Source organism: Homoserinibacter sp. YIM 151385, assembly GCF_027912415.1.
Lineage (GTDB): Bacteria > Actinomycetota > Actinomycetes > Actinomycetales > Microbacteriaceae > Schumannella.
This window is the reverse complement of record NZ_CP115175.1, coordinates 2,648,378-2,669,423: the sequence shown is the minus strand read 5'-3', so window position 1 is coordinate 2,669,423 and position 21,046 is coordinate 2,648,378. Positions and strand designations below refer to the sequence as shown.

At 74.6% G+C, this 21,046-nt stretch carries 16 protein-coding genes and 1 pseudogene; 6 read left to right on the top strand and 11 right to left on the bottom strand.

Features of this window, described 5'->3' with window-relative positions:
* Positions 1-43: 43 nt before the first annotated feature.
* Both OF852_RS12905 and OF852_RS12900 read right to left on the bottom strand, forming a co-directional pair.
* Positions 44-1,465: a phosphomannomutase/phosphoglucomutase gene (locus OF852_RS12905; protein WP_271119564.1), complete on the bottom strand. Its 1,422-nt coding sequence runs from the start codon at positions 1,463-1,465 to the stop codon at positions 44-46.
* 10 nt (positions 1,466-1,475) lie between these two features.
* Complete coding sequence (locus OF852_RS12900) at positions 1,476-1,691, bottom strand: DUF3499 family protein (RefSeq protein WP_271119563.1); 216 nt, start codon at positions 1,689-1,691, stop codon at positions 1,476-1,478.
* Between the two features lie 41 nt (positions 1,692-1,732).
* On the opposite strand from OF852_RS12900, the gene OF852_RS12895 reads away from it, so the two are divergent.
* Positions 1,733-2,176 carry a metallopeptidase family protein gene (locus tag OF852_RS12895; protein WP_271119562.1) on the top strand — a complete coding sequence of 148 codons (444 nt, stop codon included), beginning with the start codon at positions 1,733-1,735 and terminating at the stop codon, positions 2,174-2,176.
* An 8-nt stretch (positions 2,177-2,184) separates the two neighbouring features.
* On the opposite strand, the gene OF852_RS12890 is transcribed toward OF852_RS12895, so the two are convergent.
* The 4 genes from OF852_RS12890 to galE all read right to left on the bottom strand — a co-directional run bounded on the left by OF852_RS12890 (position 2,185) and on the right by galE (position 8,174).
* Positions 2,185-3,837 (bottom strand): DUF5719 family protein, encoded by a 1,653-nt coding sequence (locus OF852_RS12890; RefSeq protein WP_271119561.1) that lies wholly within the window; start codon positions 3,835-3,837, stop codon positions 2,185-2,187.
* Positions 3,830-6,661: a glycosyltransferase gene (locus OF852_RS12885; RefSeq protein ID WP_271119560.1), complete on the bottom strand. Its 2,832-nt coding sequence runs from the start codon at positions 6,659-6,661 to the stop codon at positions 3,830-3,832. The genes OF852_RS12890 and OF852_RS12885 overlap by 8 nt, the downstream gene beginning before the upstream one ends.
* A 102-nt stretch (positions 6,662-6,763) precedes the next feature.
* Positions 6,764-7,090, bottom strand: coding sequence for a WhiB family transcriptional regulator (locus OF852_RS12880; protein ID WP_271119559.1), 327 nt, complete (start codon positions 7,088-7,090; stop codon positions 6,764-6,766).
* A gap of 112 nt (positions 7,091-7,202) precedes the next feature.
* Positions 7,203-8,174, bottom strand: a complete 972-nt coding sequence (gene galE, locus OF852_RS12875; protein ID WP_271119558.1) for a UDP-glucose 4-epimerase GalE — start codon at positions 8,172-8,174, stop codon at positions 7,203-7,205.
* A gap of 189 nt (positions 8,175-8,363) precedes the next feature.
* Here galE and OF852_RS12870 point away from each other — a divergent pair, with 189 nt between their 5' ends.
* Positions 8,364-9,317 carry a GlxA family transcriptional regulator gene (locus OF852_RS12870; RefSeq protein WP_271119557.1) on the top strand — a complete coding sequence of 318 codons (954 nt, stop codon included), beginning with the start codon at positions 8,364-8,366 and terminating at the stop codon, positions 9,315-9,317.
* Positions 9,318-9,440: 123 nt separating this feature from the next.
* On the opposite strand, the gene manA is transcribed toward OF852_RS12870, so the two are convergent.
* A complete protein-coding gene (gene manA, locus OF852_RS12865; RefSeq protein WP_271119556.1) occupies positions 9,441-10,568 on the bottom strand; it encodes a mannose-6-phosphate isomerase, class I in 1,128 nt (375 codons plus the stop codon).
* Positions 10,569-10,586: 18 nt separating this feature from the next.
* Positions 10,587-11,669, bottom strand: coding sequence for a hypothetical protein (locus OF852_RS12860; protein ID WP_271119555.1), 1,083 nt, complete (start codon positions 11,667-11,669; stop codon positions 10,587-10,589).
* A 194-nt stretch (positions 11,670-11,863) separates the two neighbouring features.
* On the opposite strand from OF852_RS12860, the gene OF852_RS12855 reads away from it, so the two are divergent.
* The 4 genes from OF852_RS12855 (at position 11,864) to OF852_RS12840 (ending at position 17,907) form a co-directional block, all read left to right on the top strand.
* A complete protein-coding gene (locus tag OF852_RS12855; RefSeq protein WP_271119554.1) occupies positions 11,864-13,042 on the top strand; it encodes an acyl-CoA dehydrogenase family protein in 1,179 nt (392 codons plus the stop codon).
* Between the two features lie 151 nt (positions 13,043-13,193).
* The gene (locus OF852_RS12850) at positions 13,194-15,236 is read left to right on the top strand and encodes an acyltransferase family protein (protein ID WP_271119553.1); all 2,043 of its coding nucleotides are present in this window, start codon (positions 13,194-13,196) and stop codon (positions 15,234-15,236) included.
* Positions 15,237-15,280: 44 nt separating this feature from the next.
* A complete protein-coding gene (locus tag OF852_RS12845) occupies positions 15,281-16,639 on the top strand; it encodes an O-antigen ligase family protein (RefSeq protein ID WP_271119552.1) in 1,359 nt (452 codons plus the stop codon).
* Complete coding sequence (locus tag OF852_RS12840) at positions 16,636-17,907, top strand: exopolysaccharide production protein (protein ID WP_271119551.1); 1,272 nt, start codon at positions 16,636-16,638, stop codon at positions 17,905-17,907. Before OF852_RS12845 ends, OF852_RS12840 begins: the two co-directional genes overlap by 4 nt.
* A 19-nt stretch (positions 17,908-17,926) precedes the next feature.
* Here OF852_RS12840 and OF852_RS12835 read toward each other — a convergent pair whose 3' ends face one another.
* From OF852_RS12835 to OF852_RS12825, 3 genes and pseudogenes are all read right to left on the bottom strand, one after another.
* Positions 17,927-19,234, bottom strand: a complete 1,308-nt coding sequence (locus OF852_RS12835) for a glycosyltransferase family 2 protein (RefSeq protein WP_271119550.1) — start codon at positions 19,232-19,234, stop codon at positions 17,927-17,929.
* 59 nt (positions 19,235-19,293) lie between these two features.
* A pseudogene (locus tag OF852_RS12830) lies at positions 19,294-20,067 on the bottom strand (ABC transporter ATP-binding protein); the annotation flags it as partial.
* Positions 20,067-21,017 (bottom strand): ABC transporter permease, encoded by a 951-nt coding sequence (locus OF852_RS12825; protein ID WP_271119549.1) that lies wholly within the window; start codon positions 21,015-21,017, stop codon positions 20,067-20,069. The gene OF852_RS12825 and the pseudogene OF852_RS12830, both read right to left, overlap by 1 nt.
* Between the last annotated feature and the right edge of the window lie 29 nt (positions 21,018-21,046).

The following is a 21,046-nucleotide window of genomic DNA, read 5'->3' as shown; positions in this document are numbered from 1 at the left end:
CGGCATCGGCACCGGGCCGGGGCCCCGATACCGGTCGGCCCGACTACGCCTGGCGGATGAGCGCGAGCACCCGGTCGCGGATGATCGACATCGCGTGCGCGTCCTCGCCCTCCGCGTTGAGGCGGAGGAAGGGCTCCGTGTTCGAGGGGCGGACGTTGAACCACCACCAGGCGCCGTCGCCCGCGAGGCGGCCGCGCACCGTGAGGCCGTCGAGCTCGTCGAGCTCCCCCTCGCCCTGGAAGTCCTCGACGATGCGCGCATACGCGGCCGGGACGTCCTCGACGACGGAGTTGATCTCGCCGCTCAGCTGGTACGGGGTGACCGCCTTCGACAGCACCGAGAGCGGCTCGGCCTGATGGCCGAACTCGGCGAGCGCGTGGAGCGCCGCGAGCATGCCGTTGTCGGCGCCCCAGAAGTCGCGGAAGTAGTAGTGCGCGGAGTGCTCCCCGCCGAAGATGGCACCCGTCTCGCGCATGCGGTCCTTGATGAGCGAGTGCCCGACGCGCGTGCGCACCGGCGTCGCGCCCTCCGACTCGATCGTCTCGGGGACGGCCCGCGAGGTGAGGAGGTTGTGGATGACGTTGATCTGGCCCGTCTCGCCGGCGGCGCGCACGCGGCGGATCTCGCGGCGCGCGACGATCGCGGCGATCGCGCTCGGGTCGACGGCATCCCCCAGCTCGTCGACGACGAAGCAGCGGTCGGCGTCGCCGTCGAAGGCGAGGCCGAGATCGGCGCCGTGCTCGACGACCGCCCGCTGGAGGTCGACGAGGTTCGCGGGCTCGAGGGGGTTCGCCTCGTGGTTCGGGAAGGTGCCGTCGAGCTCGAAGTAGAGCGGGATCACCTCGATGGGGAGCGCGGGGAGGCCGGCCGCGGTCTCGAGGACGGCCGGCACCGTCATCCCGCCCATGCCGTTGCCCGCGTCCACGACGATGCGGATGGGGCGGATGCCGGAGAGGTCGACGAGCTCCCGGAGGTAGCCGGCGTACTCGGCGAGCACGTCGCGCTCGATGACGGCGCCGGGCTCGGCGACCGGCGGGATGCCGCCGTCGAGATAGGCGAGGGCGCGGTCGCGGATCGCGGCGAGGCCCGTGTCGAGCGAGATGCCCTGCGCGCCCGCGCGCGAGAACTTGATGCCGTTGTAGGTGGCGGGGTTGTGGCTCGCCGTGAACATCGCGGCGGGCGCGTCGTAGCGTCCGGAGGCGAAGTAGGTCTCGTCGGTCGAGCAGAGGCCGATCGAGACGACCGTCGCGCCGCGCGCCGAGGCGCCCCGGGCGAAGGCGGCCGCGAACTCGGGCGAGGAGTCGCGCATGTCGTGCCCGACGACGACCTCGGAGCCCGACGCCCCGACCTCGTCGACGAAGCCGGCCGCGAGGGCCTCCACGGCCTCCGCCGTCAGCTGCGAGCCGACCAGCCCGCGCACGTCGTAGGCCTTGACGATCTGGTGAAGCGATTCGGCGGCGCTCATGTGATGCCTCTCAGTTTCCCGGGTCTCCCGCGATCACGTGCCGGATGACGCTCCACCCCTTCGGCGGGGCGAGGCGCTCGGCGTGCTTGGCGCAGAGGTCGTAGCTGTGGGGTTCGTGACGGACGCTGAGCGGCCCGAGGACCGCCATCGAGTCGGCGTAGACGTAGGTCAGCGTCGCCACGGCCTGCTCGGAGCAGGCCACCTTGCTGCACGGTCTCGCGCTCATCTCGACGGCAAGCCTAGCCCGAGCGGCCCTAGACTCGGCGCATGCCCCGACCCCCGCGCCGACGCCCCGAGGTGCGCGACCGCTCGGGGCGCCGAGAGCGGCACGGGCGCGGGATGCGCTCGGCCGTCACGGGGCCCCAGCTCCCCTCCCTGCGGAGCCGCCCCGGCTTCTTCGACTCCTGCGTGGCCGCCGCCGCCGACTACGTGCGCGAGATCTGGCCCGCCGAGCTGCAGGGCGTGAGCTTCGAGGTCGCGGGGCTCCCCGGCGGCGATCCGGCGGCGCACGGGGTCGACCGCTGGCGGGTGAGCCGCCGTGAGCGCCGCGTCGTGCTCTACCGCGTGCCGATCGAGCGCATGGCGCACCTGCACCGCGACGACGAGTGGCACCGCCGCTCCTACATCGAGAGCTGCGTGTTCCGCGCCGTCGCCGAGCTCCTCGGCCGCGACCCGTGGGACATCGCGCCGGAGCGGTACCGCCACTTCTGAGCCGCGGCTCAGGGCCGGATGACGATCGGCCCCGAGACCGGGTTGGCGGGGCTCACGGCGTAGGCCGCGATCCGGCCGTCCCCGACGAGCGCGACCGAGGCGCGGATGCCGTCCGCATCCGCGAGGAGGACGCCGCCGCCCGGGGCCAGGGAGCGCATGGCCGAGCCGCCGGCCGGGACCTCGACCTGCTGCTCCTCGCCCGTCTCGCGATCGGTCAGCGTGACCGTGCGGGGCTCGGCGTCGCGGCTGTCGAGGACGAGCACGGGCGCCGGGCCGTCGGCCGCCGTCACGAGGACGGGGCCCTCGAGGGGCGCCGCGGCGGGGAACCACGCGAAGTCGCTCACGGGTGCCGCGAGGGCGTCCCCCGAGGCGACCGCGGTCGCGGTCGCGGAGCGGGCCCCCGCGACGATGGGCTGGTCCGAGCTGAGCGCGACCGTGTAGCGGCCGGAGCCGAGCTCCTCGAGCGGCACGTCGAGCGTCGTGCCCGCCCGGACCTCGATCTGGGACGCGCTGCCGCCCGCGCCGCCGCCCTCGCCGTCGCCGACGACGCCGTCCGAGCCCTCGACGGGGAGCACCGAGAGCTGCACGGTCGCATCCTCGTCGCCGGGGACGCCGATCCGCACGACCGTCTCGAGGTCGTCGTAGCCGTCGCGCCCGAGGGCGCGCTGCGTCGACTCGACGGCGGCGACCGCGATGCCGGGGATGACCTGCTCGGTCGCGGGGGCGGTGGACTCGCCCGTGACCTCGAGGCCGCCGGGGTCGACGGCGCGGAGCGTCGACTGCTGGAGGACCGGGACGACCTGCCCGCCGCTCGCCTGCACGTGCAGGACCGGCGAGGCCACGTCGCGCGCGAAGCCCGCGAGCGGGAGGACGCGGCGGTCGCCTGGGGCGACGACGATCCCGCGCAGCCCCGCCGCGCTCACCTCGCCGGCCTCGCCCCAGATGCGCAGGTCGACGGTCGCCTCGACCTCGGTGGGGTTGTCGAGCACGAGGAGGCTCGTGCGGCCGACCGTCGTGGCGCCCGCCGCGATCCAGGCGGAGCTCGTGGGCTCGCCGCAGGCCGAGGCCGCGAGGCCGTCGATGTCGGAGGACTCGACCTCCTGCGACTGGGCGCCCGAGAGGAGCGCGTCCGCGCCGGCGTCGAGGCTGAGGAGCTGGGGCGAGCTCGGGCCGCCCCCGCCGAGCGCCCGGCGCTCGAGCTGGCCGCCCTCGGCCGCGTCGTCGGCCGCGGGCCGTCCGATGGGGCTCGCCGTGCCCGCATCCTGCCCGCTCTCGTCGCCGAGCCGGAGCGCGGACCCCGTGCAGACCCGCTGCTGGGGAGCCGCGACGGGCACGATCTCCTCGCCGACCGGCTCGGCGCGGAGCTCAGGCAGCGGGAGGAGGCCGGCCGCGAGCACCACGAGGGCGAGGGCGCCGGCGCCGGCGGCGCCGCCGACCAGGCGGAGCCCGAGGCGCGCGGCCCGGCCGGCCGCCGCACGGGCGGCGCGGGCCGACTCCTCGCGATCGCGGACGGCGGACTCGACGTCGGTCGCAGCGGGCGAGGAGGCCTCGACCGCGGGCTCGGGGGCGTCCGGGCTCTCCGGGGCGTCCGGGCGCTCCGGGGCATCCGGGCTCCCCGGGGCGTCGGGGGTCTCCGGGATCTCCGGATCGCGCTCACTCATGCTCGTCCTCGTCGAAGGTGTCGGCCCGCTCGTCGCCGGGCAGCGGGTCGGGCGACACGACGCGGCGGCGGCGCCCGGTCGGCACCGCGAGCAGCGCAGCGGCCACGAGCACGACCCCCTGCACGAGCAGGATCACCGCCCCCGTCGTGCCGAGCCCGGGGATGTCGCGCGGCTCGGCCGGCTCCGGATACCGCCAGAGCCGACCCGACGGCGTGTTGCCGATGGGCTGGAGGGCGGAGGTCGCGTCGAGCGCCTGCGAGGTGCGGGTGCGGACGGCGCGCGCCTCCCCGCTCGCGCCCTCGTCCGCGGCCGGCAGGAGCACGTACTCGAGGCCGAGCTCGCGCATCGCCGGCACCGGGTCGTAGCCCGAGCGCGAGGCGAGGTTGCCCGCGAGCTCGGCGAGGCCCTCCGCATCCTCGCTCAGCTCGACGCGGGTCGAGGCGAGCGTCGAGGTGTCGTCGAGGGTCGTGCCCTCCCCGCGCTCGAGGCGCGCCGCGAGCGAACCGTCCGACTGCGGCGTGAGCACGAGGGTCGCGAGCCAGGGCGCCTGGGCCGCCTCCGCGCTCACGAGGGCCGGGAGCGTGACGCCGTCGCCGCCGCGGAGCGGCTGCCGGTCGAGGAGGCCCGCGCCGACGACGGGCGCGACGAGCCCCGCGCTCGCGACGATCGCGAGCACGCCGAGCGCGACGCGGCCGCGGCGGAGCCGGTCGAGGGCGAGCACCGCCGCCGCGACGAGGCCCAGCTGGAGCAGCGAGAGCCCGGGGGCGGGCCAGATCGCGACCGCCTGCGCGCCGTCCGCCGCGAGGAGGAGCCGGGAGGCCGCCACCGCGGTCGCGAGGCCGAGCGCGCCGAGGCCGACCGCGACCGCCGCGCGGACGCCCGCCGCGAAGCCGCCCGCGATCGCGAGCAGCGCGAGCGGGGCCGTGAGGGCCGCCGCCACGAGGAGGGCCGTGCCGGGCTCCGCGCCGAGCCCCGCGAGCAGCGCGGGCCAGCCGAGCAGGGCACCGTCCGGCGAGCCGAGCGCGAGGAGCCAGCCCTCGGCGTCCGGGAAGGCGACCGTCGCGCCGGGGTCCGCGAGGAGCCCCAGCGGGTTGCCGCGCGCGAGCTGCTGCACGACGAGCGGCGCGAAGAGCACGGCCGCGGGGATCGGGATGCCGACGATGCGCAGCGCGGCGCGGGGCCGGGCGAAGAGCCAGACGAGCCACGCGACGAGCAGGGCGGGCGCGAGCGACGGCGCGCTGGCGGTGACGCCCGCGAAGAGGAGGGCGGCGGTCGCGGCCGCGCTCCAGGAGCGGGCGCCCTCGAGCGCCGCGAGCACGAGCCACGGGAGCAGCACGTGCGCGATCACGGCCGGGATGCGGCCCTCGCCGAGCGAGACGAGGAGCGCGGGCGAGAGCGCCCAGAGCAGCGCCGCGACCGCGGGCGGCCAGGCGCGCTCGCTGAGGCGGGTCGCGAGCCACCAGGCGCCGAGCGCCGCGAGCGGCATGGCCGCGAGGAAGAGCAGCACGAGCGAGAGGGAGGGCGCCCAGAACGTGAGCGAGCCGAGGACGGCGAGCACGAGCGCGAAGGGGTCGGCGGCGCCGATGAAGCCCGTCCCGACATCCCGCCACCCGAGCCCGAGACGCGACCAGAGCGCGCCGATGTCGGAGGTGAGCGGGAGGGCCGCGCCGCCGAAGAGCGCCTCCGTCCCGAGCAGCCGGTGCAGGAGGGCGATCCCGATGAGCCCCGCGGCGACGACGACCCAGATGCCGCCGCCCGTGAGGAACTCCGCGCGGACGATCACCTCGTCCTCGCCGCGGCGCGCCGCCTCCCGGTCGCGCCGGGTGGCGGCACGCTCGCGCACCTCCTCGCGCGGCACGCGGAGGCTCGCGAGCGCGCCCCAGCCGACCGAGCGCTGCGCGCGGAGGCGGCGGCGCGCGGGTCCCACCCCGTTCGGCACGAAGGCCGCCGCGAAGGCGGCGCGGAACTCGCCGCCGACGGCCGTCGGACGCTTCGCGAGGAGGTGGAGGACGCTCCGGCCGATCGCGAGCGGCACGAGCGAGAGCCAGATCCACAGGAGCGCCCCGCCGCCCGCATACACGAAGCGGCGGTGGAGCTGCGCGGCGCGCGCGACCCGGCGGCGGACGGCCGTCGAGGCGGGGCGGCGGCGGCCGAAGTCGACGGGCGCCGCGGCGACCGCGACGCGCGAGCTCGCGACGCGGACCACGCGGTGGCCCGCGAGCCGCGCCCGGATCGAGAGGTCGAGGCCGGCATCCGTCGAGGGCAGTCCCTGATCGAGCCCGCCGAGCGCCTCGATCACGTGGCGTCGCACGAGCATGCCCTGGGTCTCGACCGCCATGACGTCGCCGTCGACGTCGTGCTGCGACTGGTCGAGCTCGTCCTCGGCGAGCGGGACCGTCTCGCCCGAGCCCGAGATGCTGATGCCGTAGGAGCGGATGAGCGCCCGGTCCCGCCAGTCGACGAGCTTCGGCCCCGCGATCGCGACGGAGGGCGCGACCTCGACGGCGGCGAGGAGCCGCTCGAGCGCGTCCGGCTCGGGCGCGGTGTCGTGCGCGAGCAGCCACAGCCATTCGGAGGGGCCCTCGCTCGCCGGCAGCGCGCGCATCCCGAGCTCGAGCGCCTCGCCGTACGGCGTCGCACCGGCCTTCACGACGTGCTCGACGCCCGCCGCGCGGTGGATGCGGCCCGTGTCGCCCGCCGAGCCCGCGTCCACGAGGATGAGGCGGTCGACGGGTCGGGTCTGCGCGGCGAGCTGCGCGAGGGAACGCTCGAGCTGCGCGTCGCCGTTTCGCGCGATGAGGATCGCGGTGACTCGGGGCTGCATCGTGTCGAGGCTAGGCGCGCCTCGCCGGAGGCCGGGTGAGGACACGCGACAGCTGCGGGATCGCGGCCCGTTCGGGGGCCATCGCGCGCGGTGGGCGGTGAATCAGGCCGTGCGGCTGCGGCGGAGCTTGCGGCGCTCGCGCTCGGAGAGCCCGCCCCAGATGCCGAAGCGCTCGTCGTTCTCGAGCGCGTACTCGAGGCACTGGCTGCGGACCTCGCACGAGGCGCAGATGCGCTTCGCGTCGCGGGTGGAGCCGCCCTTCTCGGGGAAGAAGGCCTCGGGGTCGGTCTGCGCGCAGAGGGAGTCCGACTGCCAGGCGAGCTCGTTCTCGTCGTCCTCGGCGAGCTGCGGGCGGATGCCGGGCATGCCGAGCTTGACGGGATCGACGAACCAGTCGTCGGGGACTGACGGGCGGTACTCGGTGCTCATCGGCCGCTCCTTCGGTCTTGCTGTCCCCCGCGCGACCGGCCGTCGCGCTGGGGTCAATTACACCGGTGTAATTCGCTCACGTCAAGTCGCGCTTAATAAACCCTCGATCGGCTCAGGAGGGTTGCGACGCGCCGCGACGCGCATCCCAGGCCGAGCGCACCATGTCCTCGAGGGAGTGGCGCATCGCCCAGCCGAGGTCGCGGGCCGCGAGCTCGCCCGAGGCGACGATGCGGGCGGGATCGCCGGGCCGGCGCGGCGCGATGGACGGCTCGAAGCCGATGCCGGTCACGCGCGCCACGGCGGCCATGATCTCCCGCACCGAGACGCCGTCGCCGCTGCCCAGGTTGTACGCGGGCTCGATCGCCTCCCCCGCATCCAGCCGCCGCGCGGCCGCGACGTGCGCGAGCGCGAGGTCGGCGACGTGGAGGTAGTCGCGGACGTTGGTGCCGTCGGGCGTCGGATAGTCGTCGCCGTTGATCTGCGGCGTGCGCCCCGCGACGAGCGCCTCGAAGACCAGGGGGAACAGGTTGTGCGGGCTCAGGTCGAGCACCTCCGGCGTCGCCGAGCCGACGACGTTGAAGTAGCGCAGGCTCGTGTGGCGGAGCCCCGCCGCGACCCCCTGATCGCGGAGCAGCCACTCGCCGACGAGCTTCGACTCGCCGTAGGGCGAGGCCGGGGCCTTCGGCGTGTCCTCCGTGACGAGGTCGACGTCCGGCGTGCCGTAGACGGCCGCGCTCGAGGAGAACACGATGCGGTCGACGCCGCGGTCGGCCATCGCCGCGAGGAGGACGGCGGTGCCCGTGACGTTCTGCTCGTAGGTGTGGAGCGGCCGCTCGACCGAGACGCCCGCGTACTTGAAGCCCGCGACGTGGATGACGCCCGTCACGTCGTGCTCGTCGATCGCCCGCTCGAGCAGCGCGCCGTCCAGGATGGAGCCGCGGACGAACGGGGTCCCGCGCGGGACGAAGTCCTCGCGGCCGGTGGAGAGGTCGTCGACGACGACGGCGCCGAGGCCCTCGTCGCGGAGGGCGCGGACGACGTGCGCCCCGATGTAGCCGGCGCCGCCGGTGACAAGCCAGGTCATGGCTCCACGCTAGCGGGGCCTGCGGGGGTCAGCGCCAGAACTGGGCGCCGGGCAGCCGGTCGCGGCGGAGGCGGGCGGGGCCCTGGCCGTCGATGACGATGCTCATGGCAGAGAATCTACGGATTGCGATTTCCCGCCACGAGTGGCAGGATCGCCAGCGATCGACACGATCCTGCCAAGGAGGTTTCCATGCTGAAGAAGGTCGTCGCGCTCGTGCTCCCCGGCACCGCCCCCTTCGAGTTCGGCGTCGTCTGCGAGGTCTTCGGCGTCGACCGCAGCGAGTCGGGCGGCCCGCGCTTCGACTTCCATCTCGCGACCGCCGACCCCGGCCCCGTCGAGACGAGCCTCGGCTTCACCATGGACATCGACCAGGACCTCTCCGTCTGCGCCGACGCCGACCTCGTCGCGGTGCCCGCGCACCGCATCGGCGGCGTCGACGAGCGCTACCTCCAGGTCCTCCGCGACGCCGAGGCACGCGGCGCCTGGATCCTCAGCGTCTGCAGCGGGGCCTTCGTGCTCGGCGAGGCCGGCATCCTCGACGGACGCCGCGCCACCACGCACTGGATGTACACCGACCGCCTCGCCGACGAGTACCCGCGGGCGGCGGTCGACTGCGACGTCCTCTTCGTCGAGGACCGCAAGGTGATCACCTCCGCCGGCACCGCCTCCGGCATCGACGCCGCGCTCCACCTCGTGCGCGTCGAGCACGGCGCCGCCGCCGCGAACGTCGTCGCCCGGCGCATGGTCGTGCCGCCGCAGCGCGACGGCGGGCAGGCGCAGTACATCGCCTCCCCCGTGCCCGAGCGCCGCGCCGACTCGCTCGCCGAGGTCGTCGACTGGATGCTCGAGCACCTCGACCGCGACCTCAGCGTCGACGAGCTGGCGCGGAAGGCGCTCATGTCCTCCCGCACCTTCGCCCGCCGCTTCCGCGCCGAGCTCGGCACGACGCCCGCCGCCTGGCTCAACCGTCAGCGGATCGTGCGCGCGCAGGGGCTGCTCGAGGGCGGGGACGAGGGGCTCGAGGTGGTCGCGCAGCGCAGCGGCTTCGGCAGCGCCGCCGTCATGCGGCACCACTTCCTCAAGGTGCTGCAGACGACCCCGACCGCCTACCGTCGGACCTTCGGGGATCGCGCGGCGAGCTGAGCCCGCCCGCTCCGAGGCGGGCGGAGCCGTACCGCGTCTCGGAGATCTGCCGGGATCGGCACCGGAACGGCGTCGTCGGCCTGGATTCTCCGACTCCGCGGCCGCCGCGAGCGGAGTCCGCGCTCAGCCGAGGGCGGCGCGCGTCGAGGCGAGGAACACGAGGCCCTCGCCCGCGAGGCGGAGCGTGTCCTGCTCGGCGATGAAGACGGCATCCCCGCGCTCGAGCACGGCATCCCCGCCCTCGAGCTCCACACGCCCCTCGACGGCGAGCGCGATCGCCGGGCCCGCGAGCGGCAGCTCGACCCCGCTCTCGAGCGCCTCCGAGTCGACGACCGTCAGCTCGAAGTCGGGCACGTCGGGGCGGAACACCCGCACCCCCGGGTGCGGGAGCGCGGGGGCGAGGTACGGCACCGGCAGAGGGCGGAAGTCGAGCACCTCGAGCAGCTCCGGCACGTCGACGTGCTTCGGGGTGAGCCCCCCGCGCAGCACGTTGTCGGACGCGGCCATGAGCTCGATGCCGAGCCCGTCGAGGTAGGCGTGGATGTTGCCGGCCGGCAGGTACAGCACCTCGCCGCGACGCAGCGACACCGTGTTGACGAGCAGCGAGATCGCGATGCCCGGATCCCCCGGGTAGTGCTCGGCGAGGAGGCGGACCGTCTCCCAGCTGGGGCCCTCCGCATCCGCGGCCGCCTCGACGACCGCCGCGACGAGCTCGTCGACGCCCTCGCCGCGGGTGATGAGCCACTCGAAGACGCCGCGCAGCGAGCTGTCGTCGACGAGGCGCTCGAGGAGCGGCGCGATCCGCGGATCCTGCTCGACCGCGGCGAGCACAGCGCGCGTCCGCTCGACGGAGCGGAAGCCGCAGAGCGCGCGGAAGGGCTCCGAGAGCGCGTAGATGAGCTCCGGCTTGTGGAAGGCGTCCTTGTAGTTGCGGTGCGGCGCGTCGACGGGGACGCCGGCCGCCTCCTCGCGCGCGAAGCCGGCCTCCGCCTGCGCCGGCGTCGGGTGCGCCTGCAGCGAGAGCGGCGAGCCTGCCGCGAGCACCTTGAGCAGGAACGGCAGCCGCCCCTCGACCACGTCGAGGAGGGTGCGCTCGGGCCGCTCGACGACGCGTGCGGGCGAGCCGGGGTGCGCGCCGAGCCAGAGCTCAGCCTGCGGGGCGCCCGTCACCGGGGTGCCGAGCAGCTCCGGGATCGCGGTGGTGGATCCCCAGGCGTAGTCGCGGGGCGTGTTCTGGATGCCGAGGAGCATGCGCCCAACGCTAGCCGCTCAGCCCTCCAGGAGGGACGCGGCGAGCTGCTCGAGCACCCCCGTGAAGGCCTCGCGGTCCTCGCCGACGGCGTCGCCCGTCACGAGCACGGTCGAGCCGTCGACCGCGATCCGGCCCCAGCAGGAGCCCGCACCGCAGGCGAGGGCGGCGGCCTCCGCGCCGGTCACCTCGACGGCGCTCTCGTCGCCGACGGCGGCGCTCGCACCGGGGTCGGCGATGACCTCCTCCGCCCACCAGGCGCCGCCCGCCAGGAGCGCGAGCCTGAGGAAGCCGGGATCGCCGGGCACCTGCCAGCCGCACTCCGCCCAGTCGACCCGCTGGCGCGAGACGGGGAAGAACTCGCCCTCGGCGCCGCTGCCCACCTGCTGCGCCTCGCCGTCGAGGATCGCGGACATCCGCTCGGCCGCGGCCGGGGACTCGCAGAGGAGCGCGCCGTCGACGGCGGTCTCGGCCGGGGTCCAGTCGGCGGGGGCGCCGGCGCCGGCGAGCGCCGCGGCGACCTCGCCCATCGCGTCGTCGAACAGCGAGGCCGCGCCGTCGGCGTCGGCGAGCGAGAGCCGGATGTCCGCCCAGGTCGTCCCGACGAGCACGCTGCCGGCGCAGAGGGCCCGCCCGCCGTCCTCGGAACAGGCGGCGAAGGAGCTGTCGCCGTGCTCGTCGCGGGCATCGGCGCGCAGCTCGGGGTGGGCGGCCGCCTGCTCGTACTCGGCCGCCGCATCCGGCATCGCCCCGACCTGGATCCGATCGTGCAGCTCGGTCGCGAGCGCCATCGAGCTCCACTCGCAGAGCAGGCCCCCCGACTGCTGGATGCGGGCGGCGACGGCGCTCCAGGCGAGGACGGAGGAGTCGCGGGCCGCCTCCGCCTGCGACGAGACGGCCGCGATCGTGCCGGCGCCGAGCAGCGCCGCGCAGTCCAGGCCGCCGAGCGATCGGGGCCGGTCGGCGACGGGATCGGCGCTGGGCGCCGGCTCGGCGCTCGCGCTCGGCGCGGGCTCCGGCACCGGCTGAGGCGCGCAGCCTGCGAGCAGCGCGAGGGCGGCGGCGAGGGCGGCCGCGGCGAGGGCACGGGAGCGGAGGCGCATGCCCGAAGCCTAGAGATGCGCCGGTCTCGACCCGGTCACCGCCGCATCACGATCCGGTCACCGCCGATTGCAGATCTCCGACAAGCCGCGGCGCGACGCCGCCGCACACGCTGTGCCCGATCCCCAAGCCGCTCGCCCCCGCGGCCCGGCCTGCGTAGGCTCCCCGCATCCACGACACGACGACGGAGTCCCGCATGCCCCTCACCCCCCTCGCCAGCGACTTCTACGGCTTCGAGGCGAAGCTGCGCCCCCACGAGCAGGACGCCCTCGCGGCGCTCCGCGACTGGCTGGATGCCGAGGTCCGCCCGGTGGTCGACGAGGCCTGGGAGCGCGCCGAGTTCCCGCACCAGCTGCTCCCCGCCTTCCACCGCCACCCCGTCTTCGGCATGCAGTGGGAGGAGACCGCCGCCTTCGAGAACTCGGCCCTCTACCGCGGCTGGGTCGCGCTCGAGCTCGCGCGGGTCGATGCGAGCATCGCGACCTACGTCGGCGTGCAGAACGGCCTCGCGATGGGCGCGATCGGCGTCGCCGGCTCCCCCGAGCAGCGCGCCGAGTGGCTGCCGCCGATGGCGCGCGGCGAGGTGCTGGGCGCCTTCGGCCTCACCGAGCCGCTCTCCGGCTCCGACAGCGCGCAGGGTCTGCGCACCGTCGCCCGGCGCGACGGCGACGACTGGATCCTCGACGGCGAGAAGCGCTGGATCGGCAACGCGACCTTCGCGGACGTCGTCGTCATCTGGGCGAAGTCGGCGGAGGACGGCCAGGTGAAGGGCTTCCTCGTCCGCACCGACGCCCCCGGCTGGTCGGCGACGAAGATCGAGCGCAAGCAGTCGCTGCGCATCGTGCAGAACGCCGACATCCGGATGGAGGGCGTGCGCGTTCCCGAGTCGATGCGGCTGCAGCGCGCGAACAGCTTCCGCGACACGGCCGCCGTGCTGCGGCTGACACGCGCCGAGGTCGCCTGGGCGGCCGTCGGCAACTCGATCGGCGCCTACGAGGCGGCGCTGCGCTACGCGGGCGAGCGCGTCCAGTTCGGCAAGCCGATCGCCTCCCACCAGCTCGTGCAGGACCTTCTCGCGCGCATGCTCGGCAACATCACCGCCTCGATCGCGATGTGCACGCGCGTCTCCGAGATGCTCGACGAGGGCGTCCAGGCCGACGAGCACGCGGCGCTCGCGAAGGCCTACGCGACGAGCCGGATGCGGGAGACGGTCGCGTGGGCCCGCGAGGCGATGGGCGGCAACGGCATCGTCCTCGACTACGGGGCGGCCCGGGCCTTCGCGGACGCGGAGGCGCTGTACTCCTACGAGGGCACCCGCGAGATGAACACGCTCATCGTGGGTCGGGCGGTCACCGGCACGGCCGCGTTCGTCTAGGCCGCCGCCCGCCTCCGCCGCCACCGCCGCCCCAGAGACATGTCTCTTGCCGCGCAGAGGCCGATGCTGCGGGGTCTGCGGGGCAGGAGACATGTCTCTGGACGCAGGGGCGTTCACCTCGTGGTCACCGGGAGCGCGTAGCGTCACGCGGATGACGGCGGCGCGGGCGGGCTTCCGGCCCGACATCCAGGGGCTCCGGGCGCTCGCGGTGCTGCTCGTGCTCGTCTTCCACGCGGGCGCGCCCTGGCTGCCCGGGGGCTACCTCGGCGTCGACGTCTTCTTCGTCATCTCAGGCTTCCTCATCGGCGGCCAGCTGCTCGACGCGCTCCGCGAGCGCGGCCGCGTCGACCTCCTCTCCTTCTACGGTCGACGCGCCCGCCGGATCCTGCCGGCCGCGCTCGTCGTGATCCTCGCGACCGTCGCGGGCGCCGGGCTGCTCGCGCCGCCGCTGCGGCTCCCCGCGATCCTCGAGGACGCGCTGTGGTCGACGCTCTCGGCGGCGAACCTCCGCTTCGCGATCGAGCAGACCGACTACCTGGGCGAGACCGCGCCCTCGCCGCTCCAGCACCTGTGGTCGCTCGGGGTCGAGGAGCAGTTCTACCTGCTCTGGCCGCTCCTGCTCGTCGGGTTCGCGGCGCTCGCGGTGCGCCTCGCGGGCGGTCGGGCGGGCCGCCGGGCGGTGCTGATCGGCGCCGGGATCGGCCTCCTCACGGTGCTCTCCTTCGCGGCGATGCTCCTCGTCGGCGCCGGCAGCCCGGTCGCGTTCTTCTCGCTCCCGACCCGCGCCTGGGAGCTCGCGCTCGGCACCCTCGCGGCGGCGCTCGCCGCGCACGCGCCGCGGATCCCGGCGCACGCCCGCGCCGCGCTCGGCTGGGGCTCGCTCGCGCTCGTCGCCGCCTCCGCCCTCCTGCTCGGCGGCCCCGCCGTCCCCGAGGGGCTCGGCGCGCATCCCGGCCCGCTCACGCTCGTGCCGGTGCTCGCGACCGCCGTGCTGCTCTGGTCCGGCTCGGCGCCGGCGGCGGGGGATGCGCGCCTCGTCCTCGCGCGGCGACCGGCCGGCTGGGTGGGCGAGCGCTCCTACGCCCTCTACCTCGTGCACTGGCCGCTGCTCGTGCTCGCGCAGGAGCGCGCGGGACTCGCGCAGCCGCTCCCCGGCTGGGCGCCCTGGCTGCTCGCGCTCGCCGCCGTGCCGCTGGCCTGGCTGCTGCACCGGCTCGTCGAGGTGCCGACCTCGGCGCGCTCGCGCATCGGCCGCTGGCGCCCGCGCCGGACGCTCGCCGCCGCGGCGGCCGCGATCGCCGTGCTCGCGGGCGGGGTCGGGATCTCGGCCCCCGCGATCGCCGCGATGCCGCTCGATGCGGGCCGGCCGCTCGCCGCGAGCCCCCCGCAGTCGCCGCCGCTCGCGACGGCGTTCGTGCCGAGCACCCTCACCCCGCGACTCGCCGACGCCGAGGCCGACACCGGGTCCCTCTACCGCCGCGGCTGCCAGCAGAGCCGCGCCGGCTCGGAGCTCCTCGTCTGCTCGACCGGCCCCGAGGACGCCGCGCGGACGGTCGTCGTCTTCGGCGACTCGCACGCCGGCCGCTGGTTCCCGGGCGTCGAGGCCGCGCTCGCCGGGCAGGACGTGCGGCTCGTGTCGCTCACGAAGTCGGGATGCCGCTCGATCGAGAGCGAGAAGCTCTGGTCGGGCGCGACGAACCGCTCCTGCGCCGCCTGGCGCGGCGCGGCGGTCGAGGAGATCGCGCGGCTCGCGCCGGATCTCGTCGTGCTCGCGAACCACGTCGGCCGCGACGACCGCTCCCCGGAGCGCGTCGAGGAGATCTGGACCGGCGCCCTCGCCTCCACGCTCGAGCGGCTGCCGGCGGCATCCCGCGTCCTCACGATCGCCGAGACCCCCTCGTTCCCGACGAGCCCGCTCCCCTGCCTCTCGGCCTCCCTCGACGACGCGCTCGCCTGCGCCGCCCCGCGGTCGGACGCCGTGAACGAGCCGGTCGTGCGGGCGGAGCGCGCGGCGAGCGCGGCGGCCGGGCAGGGCTTCGTCGACCTGAGCGACTGGATGTGCACCCCCGAGCTGTGCCCGGCGATCATCGGCTCGACCCTCGCGTACACGGACGAGCACCACCTCTCGGCGAGCTTCACGGCGTCCCTCGCCCCGGCGCTCGCGCCCGCGCTCGAGCGCGAGCTCGCCCGCTGACCCGCCCGCCGGGCGCGCAGGGCGCCAGCACTAGTCTTGAGCGCATGACGAGGGCCGCACGACTCCGCGCGCCCTACATCGCCGTCGCGCTGTTCACGGCCCTCGCGGGCGACGTGTGGCGGTACACGCTCGGCTGGGCCGGCTGGGGCGTCCTCGTGGGCCTCCTCGTCGCCGCCGGGATCTGGATGGCCGTCGCGCTGCGCGCGGACCTGCGCCGCATCCCCATCCCCCTCGCGCTGTTCGCGGGGCTCGCGGCCGCCTCGACCGCGTGGTCGGCGTACCCGGGCGCCACGGCGCTCGGCGTGCTGCTGCTGGTCGCGCCCGTCGCGATCGGATCACTCATCGCCACCACCACGTCGCGCGCCGAGCTGCTCGACCTGCTCGCGATCGTGCTCCGCATCCTCATGCTCGGCAGTCTCGCCTTCGAGGCGGTCGTCGCGATCGTCGTCCGGCAGCCCGTGTTCCCGCTCTGGACCGACTACCCGGAGGGGGTGCCGAAGGCCTTCATGTGGTCGCGGGCGCTGCTGCTCGAGGGCGGCCGCATCCAGGGCCTGGTCGGCAACAGCAACCTGCTCGGCATGCTCGCGCTCCTCGCGCTCATCGTGCTCGGGATCCGGCTCGCAGTCCGGCGCGCCGGTCGCGGGTGGGATGCGGCGGGACTCGTCGCCGCGGCCGCCTGCCTCCTGCTCACCCGCTCCTCGACGGTGATCGTCGCGGCGCTCGCCGTCGCGGTCGTGCTCGCGCTCGTGCTGCTCGCCCGCCGGCTCGGCGGACGCGGCCGGATCGCGCTCGGCGTCGCGACCGGCCTCGGCCTCGTCGCGGCGGCCGGCACCGGCGTCGCCCTGCGCGAGACGATCGCGGGACTGCTCGGCCGCAGCCCCGACCTCACCGGCCGACTCGACATCTGGGCGGCCGTCGTCGACCTGGCGCTGCAGCGGCCGGTGCTCGGCTGGGGCTGGGTCGGCTACTGGCCGCCGTGGGTCGCGCCCTTCGACGAGCTCGCGATCATCGACGGCGTCCGCTACCTGCAGGCCCACGACGCGTGGCTCGACCTCTGGTTCCAGCTCGGCATCGGGGGCGTGCTCGCCTTCGGGGCGGTGCTCGTCACGGCGATCGCGCGGGCCGTGCGGCTCGCGGTCGGACCGCGCGGGGAGGCCGCGGCGGCCCCGGCAGCGGGCGCGGCCCCGGCCCGTCCCGGCGCGCTCGAGCTCCTGCCGCTGCTCGTGCTCGCGGCGCTCGCCGTCCAGAGCATCGCCGAGAGCCGCATCCTCGTCGAGGGCGGCCTGCTGCTGCTCGTGATCCTCGGCGTCCAGCTGCTGCCGGCGCGGCCGGCCGGCCCGGATGCCGCCCCCGCGAGCCCCGCCGGATCCGCCGGATCCGCCGCCGGGGAGGCCTGCACGTGAGCCGCGGCTCGAGCGGCATCGGCCGCCTCGCGGTCGAGCTCGCGGCCGCGCCCCGGCTGCGCCAGGCGCTCACGGTCGTGATCCTCGGCGTCGCGCTCGCACCCGACGCCGTGCGCACGACGCTCGGGCTGCCCGGCTGGATCGCGGTCATCGGCTCGCTGCTCGTGATCGCCGTGCTCTCGATCATCGGGCAGGGCGAGGAGATCCAGTGGTCGGGCGTGCTGCCGATCTCGCTCCTCGCGCTCCTCGGCTGGATCTCGCTCAGCGTCGTGTGGAGCGAGTACACCTGGGCGAGCATCGGCGGGGTCGCGGCGGCGCTCGCCATGGCGCTGCTCGCGCTCTACATCGCGCTCTCCCGAGACCTCATCCAGATCGTCCGCGCCGCCGGCGACGCCCTGCGCGCGATCCTCGTCGTCTCGATCGTGCTCGAGGCGATGAGCGGCCTCATCTTCGACGTGCCCTTCACCTTCATCGGCATCGCCGGCAACCTCGCCCAGGGCGGCCCCATCACGGGCATCTCGGGCACGCGCAACGAGCTGTGCTTCCTCGCGGGCCTCGGGGTGCTGACCTTCTGGATCGAGTGGCGCACCCGATCGGTGCGGCGGGGCGTGAGCGTCGGATCGCTCTCGCTCGCCCTCGGCACGATCCTGCTCGCGCGCTCACCCGTCACGGTCCTGGTGCTGCTCGGGATCGGGGTGCTCGGGCTCGCGCTCGTCGCGCTGCGCCGCACGACCCCCGAGCGCCGCACGATCGCGCAGCCGGTGCTCCTCGCGGCGGCGCTCATCGCGGGCGCCGTCGTGTGGCTGCTCCGCAGCCGGGTGATCGACCTCTTCAACGCGAGCTCCGACCTCGAGACGCGCCTCGAGCGCTGGGCCCAGCTGCGGGCGCTCATCGACGTGCACGCGGTCGAGGGCTGGGGCTGGGTCGGGGTCTGGCCGGTCGAGCTGTTCCCCTTCTCCACGATCCGCTCGCACGACGGCGGCCAGGCGGGCGCGGCGCTCAACGCGCTCTACGACGCGTGGTTCCAGATCGGCCTGGTCGGCACGGCGCTGCTCGTCATCGCGCTCGGGCTGGGCTTCGTCCGCGCCTGGCTGGTGGCGAGCGAGTTCCGCAGCACGGTGCACGTCTGGCCGGCGCTGACGCTCGCGCTCCTCGCCGCGACGAGCCTCGCCGAGAGCTTCGTGCTCAGCGACGGCGGCCTCCTGCTCGCCGTGCTGGCCTGCGTCACGGCCGCGCGCAAGCGCTCCTGGCGGCAGCGGCTCGGCTGAGCCGCCGGGTGGTGCCGCGCTACTCGCCCGAGGGCTTGGCGGCGCGGTTGCGCGAGGCGGCGGGCTTCGCGGCCGTCGGCTTCGCGGCGGACTTCGCCGTCGTCGGCTTCGCGGCGGACTTCGCCGCCGGCGCCGCGGACGTGCGTGCCGCGGCGGTGCGCGCCGCCGCGGTCCGCGTCGACGCGGCCGCCTTCGAGGCCGTCGTGCGCGCGGCCGTCGTCGTCGCGGACGAGGAGGCGGCTGACGGCGCCTTCGCGGCCTTCGCCTTCGCGGGCGCGGCCTTCGCGGGCGCGGCCTTCGCGGGCGCGGCCTTCGACACCGCAGCGGGCGCCGCGGGAGCGGCCGCCGCGACCTCGGGCTCGGAGATGAACTCGTTCGGCCGGAAGCCGTACTGCATCTCCTTGATGCGCTCGAGCTGCTCCTCCATGAGGATGCGGTTCGTGCGCTGCAGGTCGGCGAGCACGCCGAGCGCGACCGAGAGGATGGAGGCGATCAGGAGGCCGGTGCCGAGCAGCAGCGACTGGACGTTGCCGCTCGTGAGCTCCGGCCAGAAGGCGGCGAGGAGGAGGTAGCGCACGAAGGGGATGAGCGCGCCGACGAAGAGCACCGCCGCGACCACCGCGAAGAACGCGAAGGGCTTGAACATGATGTAGCTGCGCAGGATCGCCTGCGCCGACTTGTACATGTGCTCCGGCATGCTGCTGAACAGGCGCGACTCGCGCGTCTTCGCGTTCGTCTCGACCGCGACGCTCGCGATCTTCATCCGCTTGTTGCCGGCCTGGATGATCGTCTCCATGCAGTAGCTGAACTGCGTGAGGACGTTGAGGCGGAGCAGCGCCTCCTTCGAGTACGCGCGGAAGCCGCTCGCGGCATCCGGCAGCTTCGTGTCGGCCGCGATGTTCACGACCTGGCTGCCGAAGCGCTGGAGGAGCTTCTTGAGCGGCGAGAAGTGCGCGATCTTCTGGGTCTGGCGGTCGCCGATCGCGATGTCCGCCTCGCCGCGGAGGAGCGGCGCGATGAGGTCGGGGATGCGGTCCTGCGGGTACTGGTTGTCGCCGTCGGTGTTCACGACGATGTCGGCGCCGTGCGCGAGCGCGTAGTGGACGCCGTCGCGGAAGGAGCGCGCGAGCCCCTGGTTGCGCGTGTGGTGCACGAAGTGGGTGACGCCGTAGGACTTCGCCACCTCGACCGTGCGGTCGCTGGAGCCGTCGTCGACGATGAGGATCTCGAGCTCGTCGACGCCCTCGATCTCCTTCGGGATGCTCTCGAGGACCGCGGGGAGCGTGGTCTCCTCGTTGAGGCAGGGGATCTGGATGAAGACCTTCATGTTCTCTCCTGTCGCAGGTGTGGGTCTGGCGAGTGCTGGCGGCGCGCGGCCGGCTAGCTCTCGAAGCTCTCGATGAGGGCGTGGATGCCGGGTTCGACGTCGCCGTCGAAGACGACGTTGCCGCGCTTGAGGACGACGACGCGGTCGCAGACGTCGCGGATCTGCTCGGCGCCGTGCGAGACGAGGACGATGGTGCGCCCCTCCGCCTGGAACTGGCGGATCTTCTCCATGCACTTGCGCTGGAAGGGCTCGTCGCCGACGGCGAGCACCTCGTCGACGAGCAGGATGTCGGGGTCGACGTGCACGGCGATCGCGAAGGCGAGCCGCACGTACATGCCCGAGGAGTAGAACTTCACCTGGGTGTCGATGAAGTCGCGGATCTCGCTGAAGTCGACGATCGAGTCGAAGTAGCCGTCGATCGTCTCCTTCGAGAGGCCGAGGATCGAGCCGTTGAGGTAGATGTTCTCGCGGCCGGTGAGATCGGGATGGAAGCCGGCGCCGAGCTCGAGGAGGGCGGCGAGCTGCCCGCGGCGCTCGACGGTGCCGGCGGAGGGCTGGATGATGCCGCCGATCGTCTTGAGCAGCGTCGACTTGCCGGAGCCGTTGTGGCCGACCAGCCCGACCGTCTCCCCCGCGCGGATGTCGACGGTCACGTCGTTGAGCGCCGTGAAGTCCTCCTTGTGCCGGGAGGAGCGCGTGAAGTTCACGAGCCGCTCCTTGAGCGACTTGTCCTTGCGGATCACGAAGCGCTTCGTGACGCCCTGGATGCGCACGACGACGGGCGCCTCGCCCTGCTCGGCGGCGGCCCCGGGTGCGGCGGCGGTCTCGCTCATCAGATCTCCTGCGCGAAGTTCCCCTGCAGGCGCAGGAAGACGCGGTGCGAGAACCAGAGGAACAGCAGCGAGACGATGCCCATGATCGCGAGCCGGAGGTCGAGGTCGGCGGGCATGAAGGTCGCGGGGTCGATGCCCATGTCCTCGGAGAGCTGCGTCTGCACGCTCGGACCGGGCAGCCAGGCCGCCTTCTGGAAGGCGAGGATCGACACCGTGATCGGGTTCGCGAGGTAGAGCTGCTCGATCCAGTTGCCCTTGAGCGCCTCGTGGACCATCTGGTACGAGTACACGATCGGCGAGGCCCAGAAGAGCATGAGCACGGAGACCTCGACGAGGTACTGCACGTCGCGCAGGTAGACGTTGAGCGCCGAGAGCAGGAGCGAGAACGCGGTCGCGAGCACGAGGATCACGAGCGTGCCGGGCAGCAGGTAGAGCAGGTCCCAGGTGAAGACGAACTGCCCGAACACGACCATCGCGCCGATGAGGACGATCATCTGGATGCCGAAGTTGACGAGCGCGGAGCCGACGGCGGCGAGCGGGAAGAGCTCGCGCGGGACGTAGACCTTCTTGATCAGGCCGGCGTTGGTGAGGATCGACATGGTGCCGGCGGTGAGCACCTCGCTCCACAGCCCCCACAGGGTGAGGCCCGCGAACACGAAGATCGCGAACATCGGGATCTGCCGCTGCGCGCCGAGGAAGTACCCGATCGCGAAGTAGTAGATGAGGAGCATCACGATGGGCCGGATGAGGGTCCACAGGAAGCCGAGGGCGGAGTCCTTGTAGCGCGCCTTGAGCTCGCGGCGCACGAGGAGGCCGAGCAGCTCGCGGTGGCCGAGGAGGTCGCGGACGGCGTGCCGCGTGCCCTTGAGGAAGCTCTGGTACGAGCCGCCGATGCGCTCCAGTGGCAGCGCCGCGAGTCGTGCGGCGCGTTCACGCGCGATGTCGACCAATCGGGCACTCCAGAGATGAGGGGGCGATC